This window comes from Pedobacter sp. SYP-B3415 (genome assembly GCF_004138205.1).
Taxonomy (GTDB): domain Bacteria; phylum Bacteroidota; class Bacteroidia; order Sphingobacteriales; family Sphingobacteriaceae; genus Pedobacter.
Genome location: NZ_RXNQ01000006.1, coordinates 116277 through 131976 on the forward strand (window position 1 = coordinate 116277; position 15700 = coordinate 131976).

General features: G+C 45.9%; 15 protein-coding genes and 1 tRNA gene. 8 read left to right on the top strand and 8 right to left on the bottom strand.

Translation table 11 applies throughout. The features are described 5' to 3' along the window. Positions 1–23 precede the first annotated feature (23 nt). Entirely contained in the window at positions 24–215 is a 192-nt protein-coding gene (locus tag EJV45_RS04290) for a hypothetical protein (RefSeq protein WP_129714416.1), read from the top strand. Positions 216–471: 256 nt separating this feature from the next. On the opposite strand, the gene EJV45_RS04295 is transcribed toward EJV45_RS04290, so the two are convergent. The 6 genes from EJV45_RS04295 to EJV45_RS04320 form a co-directional block, all read right to left on the bottom strand. Then, the gene (locus EJV45_RS04295) at positions 472–1293 is read right to left on the bottom strand and encodes a hypothetical protein (RefSeq protein WP_165304978.1); all 822 of its coding nucleotides are present in this window, start codon (positions 1291–1293) and stop codon (positions 472–474) included. Positions 1294–1417: 124 nt separating this feature from the next. Continuing rightward, a complete protein-coding gene (locus EJV45_RS04300; RefSeq protein ID WP_129714417.1) occupies positions 1418–4618 on the bottom strand; it encodes an efflux RND transporter permease subunit in 3201 nt (1066 codons plus the stop codon). Between the two features lie 58 nt (positions 4619–4676). After that, on the bottom strand, positions 4677–5738 hold the full coding sequence (locus EJV45_RS04305) for an efflux RND transporter periplasmic adaptor subunit (RefSeq protein WP_129714418.1): 1062 nt from the start codon (positions 5736–5738) through the stop codon (positions 4677–4679). Next, complete coding sequence (locus tag EJV45_RS04310; protein WP_129714419.1) at positions 5735–7063, bottom strand: TolC family protein; 1329 nt, start codon at positions 7061–7063, stop codon at positions 5735–5737. The genes EJV45_RS04305 and EJV45_RS04310 overlap by 4 nt, the downstream gene beginning before the upstream one ends. Positions 7064–7074: 11 nt before the next feature. Continuing rightward, on the bottom strand, positions 7075–7689 hold the full coding sequence (locus EJV45_RS04315; protein ID WP_129714420.1) for a TetR/AcrR family transcriptional regulator: 615 nt from the start codon (positions 7687–7689) through the stop codon (positions 7075–7077). Positions 7690–7803: 114 nt separating this feature from the next. Continuing rightward, positions 7804–8409, bottom strand: a complete 606-nt coding sequence (locus tag EJV45_RS04320; protein WP_129714421.1) for a TetR/AcrR family transcriptional regulator — start codon at positions 8407–8409, stop codon at positions 7804–7806. A gap of 192 nt (positions 8410–8601) precedes the next feature. Between EJV45_RS04320 and murB the strand changes: the two genes are divergently transcribed. Together murB and EJV45_RS04330 are read left to right on the top strand one after the other, a co-directional pair. Continuing rightward, positions 8602–9621 (top strand): UDP-N-acetylmuramate dehydrogenase, encoded by a 1020-nt coding sequence (gene murB / locus EJV45_RS04325; RefSeq protein WP_129714422.1) that lies wholly within the window; start codon positions 8602–8604, stop codon positions 9619–9621. A 127-nt stretch (positions 9622–9748) separates the two neighbouring features. Continuing rightward, complete coding sequence (locus EJV45_RS04330) at positions 9749–10279, top strand: RNA polymerase sigma factor (RefSeq protein ID WP_129714423.1); 531 nt, start codon at positions 9749–9751, stop codon at positions 10277–10279. Between the two features lie 91 nt (positions 10280–10370). Here EJV45_RS04330 and EJV45_RS04335 read toward each other — a convergent pair whose 3' ends face one another. Next, positions 10371–11867 carry an NAD(P)/FAD-dependent oxidoreductase gene (locus EJV45_RS04335; RefSeq protein WP_129714424.1) on the bottom strand — a complete coding sequence of 499 codons (1497 nt, stop codon included), beginning with the start codon at positions 11865–11867 and terminating at the stop codon, positions 10371–10373. 126 nt (positions 11868–11993) lie between these two features. On the opposite strand from EJV45_RS04335, the gene EJV45_RS04340 reads away from it, so the two are divergent. The 4 genes from EJV45_RS04340 to EJV45_RS04355 are packed head-to-tail and all read left to right on the top strand — an operon-like array spanning position 11994 to position 14273. Continuing rightward, on the top strand, positions 11994–12788 hold the full coding sequence (locus EJV45_RS04340; protein ID WP_240755193.1) for a phytoene/squalene synthase family protein: 795 nt from the start codon (positions 11994–11996) through the stop codon (positions 12786–12788). Beyond that, a complete protein-coding gene (locus EJV45_RS04345) occupies positions 12785–13315 on the top strand; it encodes a hypothetical protein (protein WP_129714426.1) in 531 nt (176 codons plus the stop codon). Before EJV45_RS04340 ends, EJV45_RS04345 begins: the two co-directional genes overlap by 4 nt. Positions 13316–13351: 36 nt before the next feature. Then, complete coding sequence (locus tag EJV45_RS04350; RefSeq protein WP_129714427.1) at positions 13352–14044, top strand: lycopene cyclase domain-containing protein; 693 nt, start codon at positions 13352–13354, stop codon at positions 14042–14044. Further along, positions 14001–14273 (top strand): cytochrome b5 domain-containing protein, encoded by a 273-nt coding sequence (locus EJV45_RS04355; RefSeq protein WP_240755194.1) that lies wholly within the window; start codon positions 14001–14003, stop codon positions 14271–14273. Before EJV45_RS04350 ends, EJV45_RS04355 begins: the two co-directional genes overlap by 44 nt. Positions 14274–14320: 47 nt before the next feature. Here EJV45_RS04355 and EJV45_RS04360 read toward each other — a convergent pair whose 3' ends face one another. Next, positions 14321–15235 (bottom strand): PfkB family carbohydrate kinase, encoded by a 915-nt coding sequence (locus EJV45_RS04360; protein ID WP_129714428.1) that lies wholly within the window; start codon positions 15233–15235, stop codon positions 14321–14323. Positions 15236–15341: 106 nt separating this feature from the next. On the opposite strand from EJV45_RS04360, the gene EJV45_RS04365 reads away from it, so the two are divergent. Next, positions 15342–15418: transfer RNA gene (locus tag EJV45_RS04365), tRNA-Asn, on the top strand. Positions 15419–15700: the final 282 nt, after the last annotated feature.

The window sequence follows — 15700 nt, forward strand, 5'->3', positions numbered from 1 at the left end:
TGATCGGGGCAAATATATTACTGATGCTCCTGAGCCTAACTGCCGAAGAATTTTTCGGCGTGTTGTTATTAGCGGTCGGCATGCAATTGATTGCCGGCGTCGTCATGTGCTTCGATGCGCAGAAACGTGTGTTTGGGCAGGCTATGCTGGCGTCTATAGGAATTCTGCTTGTCGTCGGGTTTTCATTTTGTACAATCCTTCTCGTAAACGGATGACAAACTTCAGGAAGCTTTTTCTAGTCTGCATCGTACTTGATGCGTTGTTGATACTGGCCTGCTGGGCCGGGCCAAGCGATGTGCTGATGGTTCCGTTTTTTGTGTGCGGATTCCAGTTTCTGATCGGGCTTATACTTTGCTGCATTTCCTATACTAGGGAATTGGGAAAGGCACTGGTTTTATCAGGGCTGATCGGTGCGGTAGTCGGCTTTTCAGTCTGCTCGGCCAATTTCCGGCTGGACACGAAATAAGTTACTTACTCATCGTCTTTTATCTTCCCGATAGACCGCATAGCTTCTACCGCGAAAGAAAGTAATCTCAGGTGCTCATCGCGATGTCCGTGCTGCACCTCCACATTGATGTAGGGGATGTTGTGCTTTTGTGCAAAGACAGACATCGAGCCATCGTTCAAAGCGTTTTTAGACTGCAGGATAACGTTGATGTTGTGCTTTTTGATATAGTTGAACAGGCGAACATCGGTTACATAAATCAGATCGTCGCTGTCCATCTCAAAGTTAACATGCACAGAGTCTGCGGTCGACTCCAGATCATAACCCTTCAGATACGAATTGATGCCAAAGCCCCCGTCTGCGTTATTATGTAACGTAATAAAATAGTCGTGATCTTTGTAATTATAGGCTTTGAGAATTTCTTCGCCGGCATCCATTAACAGTTTCATTGCACGGTTGCTAATGATATCGCTGTATTTTTGCAGGCCCAGTTTAACCCCTTCTTTTGTATAGATCGCGTTGGGGTCAACCTGGTACTGGTCTGTCTCAAACGTAAAGCGAAAGTTCCGCACGGAGCCATACTGGCAATCGACGATACTGCCGCCATTGGTCTGTATATAATCAAATGCTGCCTTTACACCGGTATCTTCATCATCATGAATAGTAAGGAAACGAACGTTCGAACCTCCGTAACTGTACTTGACAAGATTCAGCGAGAGGTCGCTTATCTGCAGTTTTGTGCTGTCTGTTTTCATGCCCTCGAAAACAGGCGGATGTTGTGCGTTGACGGTTCGAGTTTGAAAGCACAGGCCCAATACAAAGGCCAGCAGGATCAGGTGTTTTCCCATATTGACATTACAGACAATATTAGGGCTTAAAATGTTTTGGTGTAGCGCAAGGCAGCGCATGCATAGTTCTTAAACAAAAAAGAGGACCCCGGTGGGGGCCCTCTTTTGAAAACAGAAAATATGTTTAGTGTGACGGATGTGTATGATCTATATTATATTCTTCCACATGCTTATGGTCATAATCTTCAACCATCAGTTCGTCGATTGACTTGCCTTTTTTGTTGAAGCCAAACCGTTCCAGCATCCGGTCGAAAATCAGGTACATAACCGGAACGATGATCAGTGTCAGGAAGAGTGAACTGGACAAACCACCGATAATTACCCAGGCGAGACCATTTTTCCATTCTGCACCTGCACCGCTGGCAATAGCGATCGGAAGCATACCGATTACCATGGCGATCGTGGTCATGAGGATCGGACGCAGACGCGCATGGTTGGCCAGGATCAGGGCTTCGCGGGTTGTCTTTCCTTCTGCCTTCATCTGGTTGGTAAAGTCGACAAGGATAATCGCGTTCTTCGCTACCAGACCGATTAGCATGATCAGACCCAAAATGGTAAAAATACCCAATGAGTTATTTGTCAGACCGAGTGCAAGCAGGGCTCCGATCACCGAAAGCGGGATAGAGAACATCACCACGAACGGATAAACAAAACTGTCATACAGCGCAACCATGATAAAGTACACAAGCAGGATAGAGGCAAGAAGCGCAATTCCCAGCGTACCGAAACCTTCGGCCTGGTTCTCTTCGTCGCCGCCCCACGTATAACTTACCCCGACCGGTTTACGTAACTTGCCGTTTTTATCAAGTTCTTCAAGCTTGCTGCGGAATTCAGCAACGATGGTACCGGTTGGCCGGCCTACCGATTGCGCCTTTACCGAAACAGATGTACTTTTGTCCTGACGCTCGAGCAAACTTGGCCCCGAACCTTCCTGGATATTCGCAAACTGCGACAGTTTGATCTGCTGACCCTGCTGGTTTACAAAGATCAGGTTACGAACGTCATCGATGTTCTGACGGTTAAAGGCCTGTGCACGAATATTAATATCGTACTCGTATTCCCCTTTTCTGAATTTACCATCTGTGTTACCGCTGAACGATGTCTGCATGGTTCCACCTACGGTTTGCAGGTCAAGTCCTAGTGCTGACATTTTATCGCGGTCTACCTGTACGTTGATCTCAGGACTTCCTTTTTCTACCGAAAGTTCGATCTCTGACGCACCTGCAACCTGTTGAAGGACAGATTTAGCGCCTTCAGCATATTTCAATGCACTATCAAGGTCAGATCCCATTACGACAAGCTGGATCGGCGCGTCTTCCGCAATACCAAGGATACTGATCGGCACGGTCTTCAGTTTGACACCCGGCATAATGCGCGCAAGCTCGCGGCTTACTTTAGTTGCATAAATTGTTGCATCGTCTTCACGTTTGTCTTTTTCTATCAAACGAACGTTGATCTCAGATTTGTAAGCGGTTGCCTGGCTGCCGCCAAAACCACCGCTCGACTGACCAACGGTTGTAATGATCTGAGTGATTTCAGGTTTCTTAACCAAAAAGTCTTCAGCTTTCTGCGTAGCCTGGTTTGTCTGTTCGATTGATGCATCTTTTGGAAGCTCAAGTTGAACCAGAAACTCACCCTTATCACTTTTCGGAAAAAACTCAGAACCGATATAACCGGTAGCAAGTAATCCGCATGAACCGAACAGCATCACCACCACAGTGATTAAGGTGATAGCTTTGTGATCAAGCGCCCAGTTTAATACGCCGGTAATCCACACTGTAAATTTGTGAAGCTGTTTCTCAAACCAGAGAATGAATTTGCCAAATATGTTTTTGCCTTCAATACGCTCCAGTTTACCAAAACGCGATGACAGCAGCGGTACGATGGTAAAGGATGCAACCAGCGAAAGCAGGGTAGCGATAATAACAACCACACAGAACTGACGAAGGATGTTTGATACAAGGCCGGTACTGACAGCAATCGGGAAGAACACCACGACGATTACAAAGGTGATTGAGACTACGGTAAAGCCGATCTCGCGCGTACCGTCAAATGCGGCGCGTACGCGGTTCTTGCCCATTTCCATGTGGCGGTAAATGTTTTCCAGTACCACGATCGCATCATCCACCAGGATACCCACCACGAGCGAAAGGCCCAGCAGCGACATCAGGTTGAGCGTGTAGCCAAACCAGCTGATACCGATAAAGGTTGCAATCAGCGAGGCCGGGATTGATACCATTACGATCAGCGCGTTCCTTAAACTATGCAGGAAGAACAGCATCACGAAAGCAACGAGAACAATCGCAAGGATAAGGTCATGAATTACCGCATCGGCAGACTCAAGTGTAAAGATCGAACTGTCATTCACGATATTGATTTTCAGATTTATCGTCTTATAGTCGTTCTGAAGTTTAGCGATAATAGCATGTACACCTTCACTCACTTCAACGGCGTTCGCATCAGACTGTTTGATGATCTGGATGGCGATCGCGCCGTTACGGTCAATACGCGCCAGTTTTTCAACGTCTTTCTGCGCGTCCTGAACATCGGCGATATCGCGCAGGCGAATCTGGGCACCATCTTTATTGGTGCTCACGACCAGGTTACGCATTTCGTCTACCGTTTTATACTTGCCGGACAGACGGATCAGGATGTCCTCATTCTGTGTTTTCACGCTACCGGTAGGGAAGTCGAGGTTTGAACCAAGAATAGCCTGCTGTACCTGCAAAGCCGAAAGGCCGTAGCCCTGAAGCTTTTTAATGTCAAGTCCAACCTGGATTTCTCTTTCCTGGCCACCAACCAGGTTTACCTGGGCTACGCCCGATACTCGGGAAATAACCGGTGCAATACGCTGGTCGATCAGGTCATAAAATGAGGCATCGTCAAGCCGGCCTGATGCAGACATGGTGATTACCGGAAGATCGTCAAGCGAGAACTTGTTCAGAGAGGGCGGGTCTACGTCATCCGGCAAATCAGCCAGAATGGCATTTACCTTTCTCTGCGCATCGTTAAGCGCATAGTCAATATCGGCGTCATCTGTCATGGTGATAGTTACCACCGACAAACTTTCATACGATACCGCATTCAGTTTTTTGATGTTCTCCATCGAGGCCACCGCGTCCTCGATCTTTTTGGTAACGGTGTTTTCCACCTCGTTTGGTGAGGCACCCGGGTAGATGGTCGAAATTGACACCACATTTGGTGAGAATTTCGGGAGCAGTTCATAACTCAGCGAAAAGTAGCTGAGCAGTCCCATCAGCGTCAGCGCGGTGAAGACCACGATGACCAGAGAGGGGCGTTTTATGGATATTTCTGTTATTTTCATCAGAGATACTTGTTTTTAGCCGGAAGCAATGTTCCGCGGCCCGGTTTTCCGGTCCTGTTTATTTTATTACGCTTACCTCAGAACCATCAACCAGGTTAATTTGACCGCTCGTAATCACGGTCTCACCTTCTTTCAGGCCTTCAAGTACTTCAACGCGGTCACCAAGGATCCGGCCTGCTACTACTTTTCTGAGTTTCGCTGTTTTGCCGTTCTCAAGTACAAAAATCTGGTTGCTGCTTACGCTGCCAAAAAATGCACCCCGCGGAACGGTAATGATCGGTGCTTCTTTAGGAAACTTGAATACTGCTGTTCCATACATGCCGGCTTTAAGCGTATTTTTGTTTTTATTTTCTACTTCGATTTCAATCGGGAAATTCAGGCTCTCATCAGCTTTGGCAGCGATGAAAGTGATTTTACCGGAAAAAGAATCGGTAGGGAAAACATTCGATCTGATCTGCACACGGTCGCCGATTTTAAGCTGCGCTACCTGGCTTTCATTTACGTTTACCTTCAGTTTCAGTTTTGATACGTCTACAAGTTCAAAGAGCTGTGTACCCGGAGCAACGACTGCGCCTACCTCGATCATTTTTTTGTTCACTACGCCATTGATAGACGAGCGGATGTTTGCATCGTTCAGCTTTTTGTTTTCCTGCTGTAAACGCAGTTTTGCATTCTGTGCAGAAAGTTTTGCCTGGTCCAGCTGCTGCTGGGTAACACCGCCGGTTTTGAAAGAACTTTCATAACGGGCCAGATCACGCACGGCATTCTGATAATTTGCTTCAGCAGTCTGTCTGTCTGTATTCAAAATCTCAGCATCAATTCTTGCCAGGACCTGTCCGCGGCTTACGCGGCTGCCTTCGTCTACATAGATACGACTAACCCTGCCTGCGTTTTCTGCAGCGAAGTTTAACTGTTGAACGGGAATAAAGTTGCCGTTTGCACTAAAGTCGAGGTCAACAGGTTCCTGTTTGATCTGGGCTGTGCGAACTGCTACAGCGCCGCCGCCTTGTGCTACCAGTGCTGTTTTGGCATCGTTTGATTCTTTGTTCTTCGTCAGCACAAAGAATATTCCCGCCAATACAGCTATAACGATAATGACTGTAATTATTCCTCTTTTCATTTCAATAATGATTTAATATTTCCGTTTGATTTTATTAGTTGTATTTCAGCGATTTTGTAATTCAAAAGTGCCTGTGTATAGCTGTTCTGTGCCTGTGTCAACGCGTTTTCCGTATCAAGCAGGTCTGTAAGGGCAGCAAGCCCGTTGTTATAATTGTTCTGTGTGCTTCTGTAGATCTCATCTGCAAGCGCCACGTTTTGACGCTGCGAATTGATCGTGTTGAAACTATTGCGAAGTTCAAGTTTTGCGTTCTCATACGCCAGGTTCAACCCGTTCTTTGTGTTGTAGATGTCGTCATCAATCTTTCTGATATCGACCTCTGCCTGGCGAACCCTTGAACGCGTTGCAAATCCGTTAAAGATTGGCACACGCAGTGTAACGCCTATTGCAGATGAACCGAAAGCAATGGCGACCGGATTTGTACCGAGGTAATCAAAGCGGTTGCTTTGTGCCGCATACGTGTAGTTACCGGAAAGCGACAGCGTAGGGAAGTACTCGGCCACATAAGCTTTACGCTGAAGAGTTAGCAGGCTGCGCTGCGTATTCATGAGCCGCATTTCTACGCGGTTATCAACATTCAGCGAGTCGGCAAGTTCCGGTAAGGCCTGCACCTGACTCAATTCGGTCGGCGGCAGCACCAATTGTGTAGAAACGGGCATTCCCATTGCATATTTCAGCTGGTTTTCGAGCTGGGTAATTGCATTTACGGTTTGTGTACGCTGTGTCTCCAGATTGGTCAGGTTTACCTTGATCCGGTCAACGTCGATCTTTTTTGCAAGGCCGCTTTTGTATTGTGTTGTAATGATACGTTCTACAACTTTTACATTCTTGATGTTGGTGTCAATCACATTCAGCTGCTCCCGGTTTACCAGGACCTGATAATAGTTGTTCGCTACCTGCTCAATAACCTGCTCCTCAGTAAGGCTGGCATTCAGCTGGTAGTACGATTCGCTGGCTTTTGCAGCCTGCAATCCGGTGAAAACCTGCTGGTTAAAAATCTGTTGCTCCAGCTGCGCACCAATCTGCGAATTCCAGGTTTGTCCAAGCCTGATGGCCTGGTCGCCGAAAACGATCGAACCGATTACCGGGTTGTAAGTAAGGCCGGTGTTGCCGTTTATCTGAGGAAGCGCCTGTGCACGAACCTCTGCGGTCCTGGCACGACCTTTTTCAATATCCAGGCGGGCTTTCTTTGCGTTGATGTTGTTTTGCACCGCATAGTTCAGCGCCTCCTTGAGCGTGATCTGTTGCTGGGCGGCAGCACCAACAGACAAAAACAATCCGAGCACCGGAAGGATCATTTTCATCATCTTTGTTATCTGATACATATATTAATTGATTAGGATCTTGTTGTTAAACCGTTTATAAATATTTCTGACAGCTCTTTTTGCTTTTCTATGATAGCCTTGAAATCTTTTTTTGTAGGAAAGATATCTTTGCCCGCCTGGACTACGCATAACGATGTAAGCCCGTTCAGGCTGTCTATATAAAGCTCAGCTATCCTTTTTACATTTATTTCCCTGATCTCACCTTTTGTAATACCTTTTTCGAAGATCTCCTCGTAAAGCACACGCTCTTTTGATCGCAGTTTCTCAAGCTTTGGCTTAATCGCCTCGATATTGATCTGCGTATCGGCAACTCCCTGCGAGAGGTGCAGCATATAATACTTCTGGAAAAAGCTGTTGCGTACTTCTACAAGCCGCGCAAGTGCTTCTGTCAACGAGTCATCTTTTTTGTAGCCGCCGGCCATCATCTCAAAATAATCAGAAAAGATGCGCTCAACCACGCCCATTACCAGGCTGCTTTTATCAGGAAAATAGTAATACAGTGACGGCTTCGATACAGACAAGTCTTCAGCTATCTCGTTCATTGTGGTCTTGTTGATACCAAAATGAATAAACCGTCTGATTGCCCCGTCAATGATCTGCTCTCTCTTCTTATCTGTTACAACCATTCTACTCTTTTACTTTTTGACTTTTTTAACTTTATGGTCAAAAATAGTGCAAGATCGCGGCATTTGCAGTCACACGAATTTATAATCCGTATTAACTGACATTAAAATGACAATTTAGTTGTTTTTAAGCCCTGCCAGGAAGATTGAAGCGAGTTGACGCTCTTTTTTAAAGATTTTTTTGAAATCTTCATTTGCAGCGAAGATCGTATGGCGGTTACTCGTGACATTAAAGCGGATGCCGAACAGCGCTTCTGTCAGAATCTCAGCATTCAGTGCAGGATCGTCCATCAGGAACTCGCCGCTTTCGCTGCCTTTCCGGAACAAGTCTGTAATATTTCTGACTTCGAATTCTTTGGCTTTATTGAATTTCTCAAATAGATCTTCAGGTATTTCGGTTTTGATCAGCGAACTGTATTCGAGCAGGTTGTGGTATTTCTGGATGAAGGCCTGGCGCCGTTCAATAAGACCCATAATAGCATCGGCGCAGTTTCCAGCTTTTTTTATTGTCTTTTTGATCTCATTACTAACCGTATGCATAATATGATCAATAACCGAGACGTAAAGACTGATCTTATCCGGAAAATAATAATAGAGCAAGGCTTTTGATAGGGAGAGGTCTTTGGCGATGTCTGTCATGGTTGTTTTGGCGAGCCCGAAATGCGCAAATCTTTTCAAAGCCGCTTCCAGTATCAAAATTCTTTTCTTATCCTGATTTTCCATTAATATGTATACGTGAACATGGGGTTCCCTATCTTTTTAGCCTGCATGTTGAACCCTTAAATATGCTATTTTTTATGTGAAGTTGGTTGACCTTTATTACAAATCAGGCCAGCTAAATGTTTTTGTTGCAGCGTTACGGCCGACATTGACAGGGAAACTTTACTTTTGCCCCGTGAACGCAACCACCATACTATGCTGAACATCACCGAGAATCAAAGTCTGAAACAACACAACACCTTTGGAATAGACGTTAAAGCCCGCCGTTTTCTGCAGGTTACCGACGAGGCCGCTCTTCCGGAGCTTTTTGCTTCGGGCGCGCTTGCCGATGGTGCGCTTCTTATTTTGGGTGGCGGAAGTAATATGCTGTTTACAAAAGATTTCGAGGGCCTGGTTATTCAGATTGCAATCGGAGGCCTCGAACAGCAGGAAACCGCCGATGGCGATGTCCTGGTTACCGCTGGTGCCGGCATAGTATGGAACGACTTTGTACAGTTCGCAGTGAACAATGATCTGGCAGGAGCAGAAAACCTGAGTCTGATCCCCGGAACGGTCGGCGCATCACCTGTACAAAATATCGGTGCATACGGTGTCGAACTGAAAGACATCTTTGAAGACTGCCGCGTGTTCAATCTGGAGACGGGAGAATTTCGCGAGTTCAGCAATGCGGATTGCCGGTTCGGCTACCGCGACAGCATATTTAAACAGGAGCTGAAAGGAAAAGTTATAATTACGCATGTTCGATTCAGGCTCAAAAGGCATGCTGAGCTGAACATATCTTATGGCGCGATCGGGTCAGAACTGGAGCGCAGAGGAATAACGGATCCTGGCATCAAAGATGTTGCGGCGGTGGTGTCCGAAATCCGGGTCAGTAAATTACCGGATCCCTCAACTATAGGTAATGCAGGTAGCTTTTTCAAGAACCCCGTCATAGAGAAATACGAATTTGCAGAAGTTGTGGCTAAACACCCCGAAGTGGTGCACTTTGCTACAGGAGACGGCCGGGTCAAACTTGCTGCCGGCTGGCTTATAGAGCAGTGTGGGTGGAAGGGAAAAGTAGTTGGCCATACGGGAACATGGAAAAACCAGGCCCTGGTGCTCGTAAACCATGGCGGGGCCACAGGTCAGGAAGTGTATGATCTGTCCTCACAAATTATAGAATCTGTAAAACAGACATTTGGAGTCGAGCTTGAGCGCGAAGTAAATATTTTGTGACCTTTCTTTAATTCTAAACAATCACTGTTTTCGGCAGCTGCTTAATTTTTTTTTGGTATCAACTTTGTATAAGTTCGAGTGTCCCGACTTAAACAAGTTGTCCAGTACCACCTAAAGCGAAAACATTATGACAAAATTAGAATTCAATCACCTGGTTAACCATCACACGGTTTCATTGCGGTCTTACGCGTTGAACTTCACCAAAGATTCTGAAGATGCCAATGACCTGGTGCAAGACACTATTTTAAAAGCCATTACTTATTACAATAAATTTAAAGAGGGTACCAATTTGAAAGGATGGTTGTTTACCATCATGAAAAATACCTTTATAAATAACTACCGCCGCCTGGTAAAAACGAATACGCTTATTACACAGTCGGAAGAAATCTCATCTGCAAATCTTTCATTCAGCGCAACAAAAAACAGTGCTGAAAGCAAATTTGTAATGGGCGATATCAATAAAGCACTTGCTCAACTGCCTCAGGAATACTACGTACCGTTTATCCGTTATTTCGAAGGCTATAAATATCACGAAATCGCAGACATGCTGCAGATCCCGATCGGGACGGTTAAGACCCGCATTCACGTGGCAAGGGGTATACTGAAAAAATACCTTAAAACGTATTCAAAAGAGATACTGGGCGCGAACATTTTATAGATTGACCGCCTGAAGAAAAGCCTGCTGATTCAGCGGGCTTTTTTGTTTTTAAGGCAAATCTTCCCCGGCACGGTTAACTGCCGGGTTGAGATCACGGTTGCACACCAAAATTTTCGAGCATTCTTATGGCTTCCTGCGCAGCAACCTGGCCAGATACAATTGCCGGTGGTACGCCGGGCCCGGGTACGGTAAGCTGTCCGGTAAAGAGGAGGTTATTTACGTGCTTTGCACGCATAGCCGGCTTTAAAAAAGCCGTTTGCATAAGCGTGTTTGCAAGTCCATATGCACTGCCTTTGTAAGCATTGTAATCTGCAGCAAAGTCGCTCATAGCATAAGTCCTTTTCACGATAATATGCCCGGATATATCATGTCCCGTAAGTTTCTTGAATCTTTTTATGAGCAGGTCGAAGTACGCTTCGCGCATCTGCTGCGTGTCTTCCAGTCCGGGGGCGAGCGGCATCAGAAAAAATAAGTTTTCATTTCCCGGCGGAGCGGCTGCTGCATCAGTTACAGACGATGCACATACGTAAAAGAGCGGTGCTTCCGGCCATTGGGGTGTCTCGTAAATCTGCTCTGCATGCCTGTCGAAGTCCTCATCAAAAAATAAGGTATGGTGTTTTAATCCGTCGAGTTTTTTGTCCAGTCCGATATAAAATAACAGACTGGATGGCGCCATCTTCCGTTTGTCCCAATACTGTTCGCTGTAATTACCTGAACCCGCAGGCAGGACTTCCCTGTCAAGATGGTGGTAGTCTGCGTTTCCAATTACAAAATCGGTTTCGATGATTTTTCCTCCTGTCGCGAGTGCGGTGGCATGGCCATCCTTTACATGGATCTTATCTATGGAGGCGTTGAATACAAACCTGACGCCCTGTTCCTGACATATTGAATAAAAGGCTTCTACAATGCGGTGCATGCCGCCCATCGGGTACCATGTTCCCAGTACCAGATCAGCATAATTCATGAGGCTGTAGAGCGCCGGCGTTTTCTGTGGTCTCTCTCCGAGAAACAATACCGGGAATTCAAGCAGCGCGCGTAATTTCGGGTTTTTGAATAACCGGGAAACGTGCTTGCGCATGTTACCGATAAGCTGGAGTCGCAGTCCCTGAGCGGCCAGCCGCGGATCAAGGTATTCACGGAATGAATGAGATGGTTTGAACACAAATTCGCCCATGCCAACCTCATACTTATATTTAGCCTGCCTGAGAAACTTATCGAGGTTAACAGCGCTTCCCGGTTCAAGCGTTTCAAAAAGTGCTGTCAGTTCAGCTGTACCGGTGGGAACATCTATAAAATCATTTTCGCCGAAGAAGACCCTGTAAGAAGGGGCAAGGCGCTTCAGTTCATAGAAATCGGCGGCCGTCTTACCAAACAGCCGGTAAAAATTTTCAAAAACTTCGGGCATCCAGTACCAGCTTGGTCCCATGTCGAAGGTAAAACCGTCTTTAACCCATTTCCGGGCTCTGCCTCCCGGCTGATCATTTTTCTCATACACGGTCACGTCGTGCCCGGCGCGGGCCAACAGTGCAGCAGCAGTCATTCCGGCGAAGCCTGAGCCTATTATGCTAATCTTTTTCTTTTTATGCATTTGCAATGGGCGGTAAATTTAGACAAATCAAACCCTGGGCGGTAAACAATAATGTTTTTGTTATGTTTGGAATGCAAAATGGATGGCCCTTCTTTATATACATACAGTACGTACCGTTGCAGCAAGGTGATTACGCAGTTATACAGTACGTCGTTCAGCTGGGGCATCAGGAGCTTCGATAAAAATCTGCGGTTCCCGATTTATGCGATCTACGCCTTTGTGCGTTATGCAGACGAAATTGTCGACAGCTTTGAAGGGTGTGACAAACGCGTGGTTATCTCCACCTTCAGATCTGACACGATGCTTGCCATCAGCAGGAGACTGAGTATGAATCCCGTACTGCAGGCTTTCCAGGATACCGTGAATCGCTATGGCATTGATCAGTCTTTTATCGACGCATTTTTCCGGTCAATGGAGTGCGATCTTGATCAGAAATCTTTCAGCCGGAAGGCTTATGACGATTACATTTACGGCTCTGCCGAAGTGATCGGCCTGATGTGCCTGCGGATATTCTGCCCGGACGACCAAAAGTTCAGAGAACTTAGCGCACCAGCCAGCCGGCTTGGTGCTGCCTTTCAAAAAGTAAATTTTCTCCGTGATTTCCGCTCCGATTTTGTTGAACGCGAGCGCGTTTATTTCCCCGGATTAAATTACAATACATTTGATGACGCGGCGAAAAAAGCGGTTGAAGAAGAAATTGCAGCCGACTTCAAAGCCGGACTGGAAGGTATTGCGAAGCTTCCGAAAGGTTTCAGACGCGGCGTGTACGTTGCTTATGTATATTATCGTGCTTTATTTAAAAAACTTGAACGGGCCTCAGCCGAACAGATCAAAGCCGGACGGATACGGATTCCGAACGGAACCAAGCTCGCCCTGATGTGTTCGGCAATCATGAGAGACCGGCTAAAACAATACGCATGACAAAATTAACGGTTACTTTTCTGTTGGTATTCGGTGTGTCGGCAGCATATGGACAGATGAATGGCCGGCAGCTTCAAAGTGTGAAAGCTTCAATGGTTCGCGCCATTACAAGCAGTGCAGTTACCGATTCGCTTTATAAGGCGCTGCTGAAAGGATCTCATAAGGACCCGTTAACGCAGGGCTACATCGCTTCGCTTGAAGCATTGAAAGCTAAGCATGCCTGGAATCCATATAACAAGGTTAAGTATGCTTCTAAATCTACAAAAACGATGGAGGCGGCTATAAAGGCAGACCCTGCCAGCCTTGAACTACGGTTCATGCGTTTCTCTGTTCAGCACTACATGCCTTCGTTTTTAGGACTCAGCAAGGAACTGGACGCAGATCGCAAAGAAATTGTAAAACATTATCGCAATAAGTCTTTCAGGAAAACTGATGATGAACTTGTCAGAAATATTGCCCGTTTCATGATCGAATCAAAGCGCTGTACGCAGAGCGAAGAAGAAATTTTCAGGAAATTTGCTGCGTAAATCCCTACATTCCTTTATTCAGCCTATGTTTGTGCAATGAAGTTTACCTATCTGCTGATCAATATTGCCTGTGTTTTTTTTCCGCTTATCCTGTCTTTTGATAAAAAAGTTCATTTTGTAAGTAAATGGAAATTTGCTTTCCCGGCAATAGGCATTACAGGTCTTGTGTTTTTGATCTGGGATCTGCTGTTTACAAAACTGAATGTCTGGTCATTTAATCCGGAATATATTATTGGTGTAGGGCTTATGGGACTCCCGCTTGAGGAAATGTTGTTTTTTCTGACTGTTCCTTACGCCTGCATGTTTATTTATGCCTGTCTGAACGCTTATTTTCCGATCGCAAAAAAAGACCGGTTCAGCTTGCCGCTGAGCAACCTTATACTGGGCTTGTGTATTGCCATGCTTTTTTTCGGCTACAGCCGCTGGTACACCCTGATTAACTTCGCATTTTTATTTGCCGTGTTATTTTTTGTGGAGTACCTGAATCATTCTGTGCGGTTTATGGCATCCTTTTACCGGGCTTTTCTGGTAAGCCTCATTCCTTTTTATATTGTAAACGGATATCTGACCGCCGCACCCGTGGTATTGTACAACAAGGCAGAACGCAGTGGAATCCAGGTCGGTACGATACCTTTTGAAGATCATTTTTATCTGATGGCCCTGTTGCTGATGAATATTTACCTTTATGAAATTTTCCGCAAACGGGCTGCACGCAGTGGCAATGCATGAGTATACGCGTAGTCAGCTGGCTTTGCGGAACGGGCAGGATAAACCGCAGGTCTGGGTCGCTTTTCGCGGAATTATCTATGATGTAACAGATAGCAGGCTCTGGCGTGATGGCAAGCACTATGAACACTGGGCCGGTCAGGATCTGACTGAAGAACTTGCAGACGCTCCGCACACGGATAGTGTGTTCGCGAAATTTACTGTTGTTGGCAAGCTGGCCGGAACTCCATAAAAAAACGCAGAGCGAAAGCCCTGCGTTTATCTTTAATATGTTGATCGTTATATGGTGAATGCGCTGAGGCTGACAAATTCCCGTACACGGTTGTCAATTTCTTCCTGTGTAAGGTTGACGATTTTTTCGGTGCCAAATTTTTCAACGCAGAATGATGCCAATGCAGAGCCATAGATCAGGGCATTTTTCATGTTGTTGAAATTGATCGTACCTACTTTTGCCAGGTAACCGATAAAGCCGCCCGCAAAAGTATCTCCGGCACCGGTCGGGTCAAACACTTCAGCAAGCGGAAGAGCAGGGGCGGAGAAGATCTGCGTCTCATCAAACAGCAGTGCACCATGTTCGCCTTTTTTGATGATAAGGTATTTTGGGCCCATTGTGAGGATCTTTTTTGCAGCCTTTACCAGAGAATATTCGCCTGAAAGCTGGCGTGCCTCTGCATCGTTGATGGTGAGAACATCGATCATTTTAAGCGTGTCGAGGAGATCATCGAGGGCAATATCCATCCAAAAATTCATGGTGTCGAGCACAATTAATTTCGGACGGTTCCTGAGGCGTTCAATGACGGTTTGCTGTACTTTCGGCGTCAGGTTACCGAGCATCAGGTATTCGCAGTCCTGGTAGTTTTCCGGGATTACCGGATCGAAGGTCCCGAGAACGTTAAGTTCAGTTACGAGCGTGTCACGGCTGTTCATGTCATTGTGGTAACGCCCTGCCCAAAAAAAGGATTTTTCGCCATGTTTAATCTGAAGGCCTTCGGTGTCGATACCATGATCGTTCAGTATTTTGATGTCAGACTGCTGGAAATCGTCGCCAACTACGCCCACAATCCTGGTTTTATCATAAAAGTATGATGCTGCAAGACTGGCATAAGTGGCGGCACCACCAACAATTTTGTCGGTTTTACCAAAAGGTGTTTCTATGGCATCAAAAGCTACAGATCCGATTATAATAAGGCTCATAAATAATTTTAAAAAATGTGCTGCAAATATTGCATTAATAATTTAAAATCGCGAATATTGCATTCCCAAAACACGGCGCAGGGCTGTGTGATGAGACAACCGGAATTCCTGAGTAGCTCAGCCGGTTAGAGCATCTGACTGTTAATCAGAGGGTCGCTGGTTCGAGCCCAGCCTCAGGAGCCACAATGGGCAAGCACGAGAAATCGGTCGCTTGCCCTCTTTTTTTTCTCCCTATTTCCTTGTTAATCAAGTATATATAAGAATATAAATCACTCGTTTGGATCAAGCAAATAATCTGGGGGGATGGATTAATAAGTTTTAATTTTGTGGTTTAAATTAATGACTTGGAAACTGAACTTTTAAAGCTATTACTCCCACCAGACTTAGTGGATCAATTTGAACTTATCCGTATAGAAGCAATGTCTGATGGCTCCCATTTATTTCTCGATCAGCGCAATCTTCCTC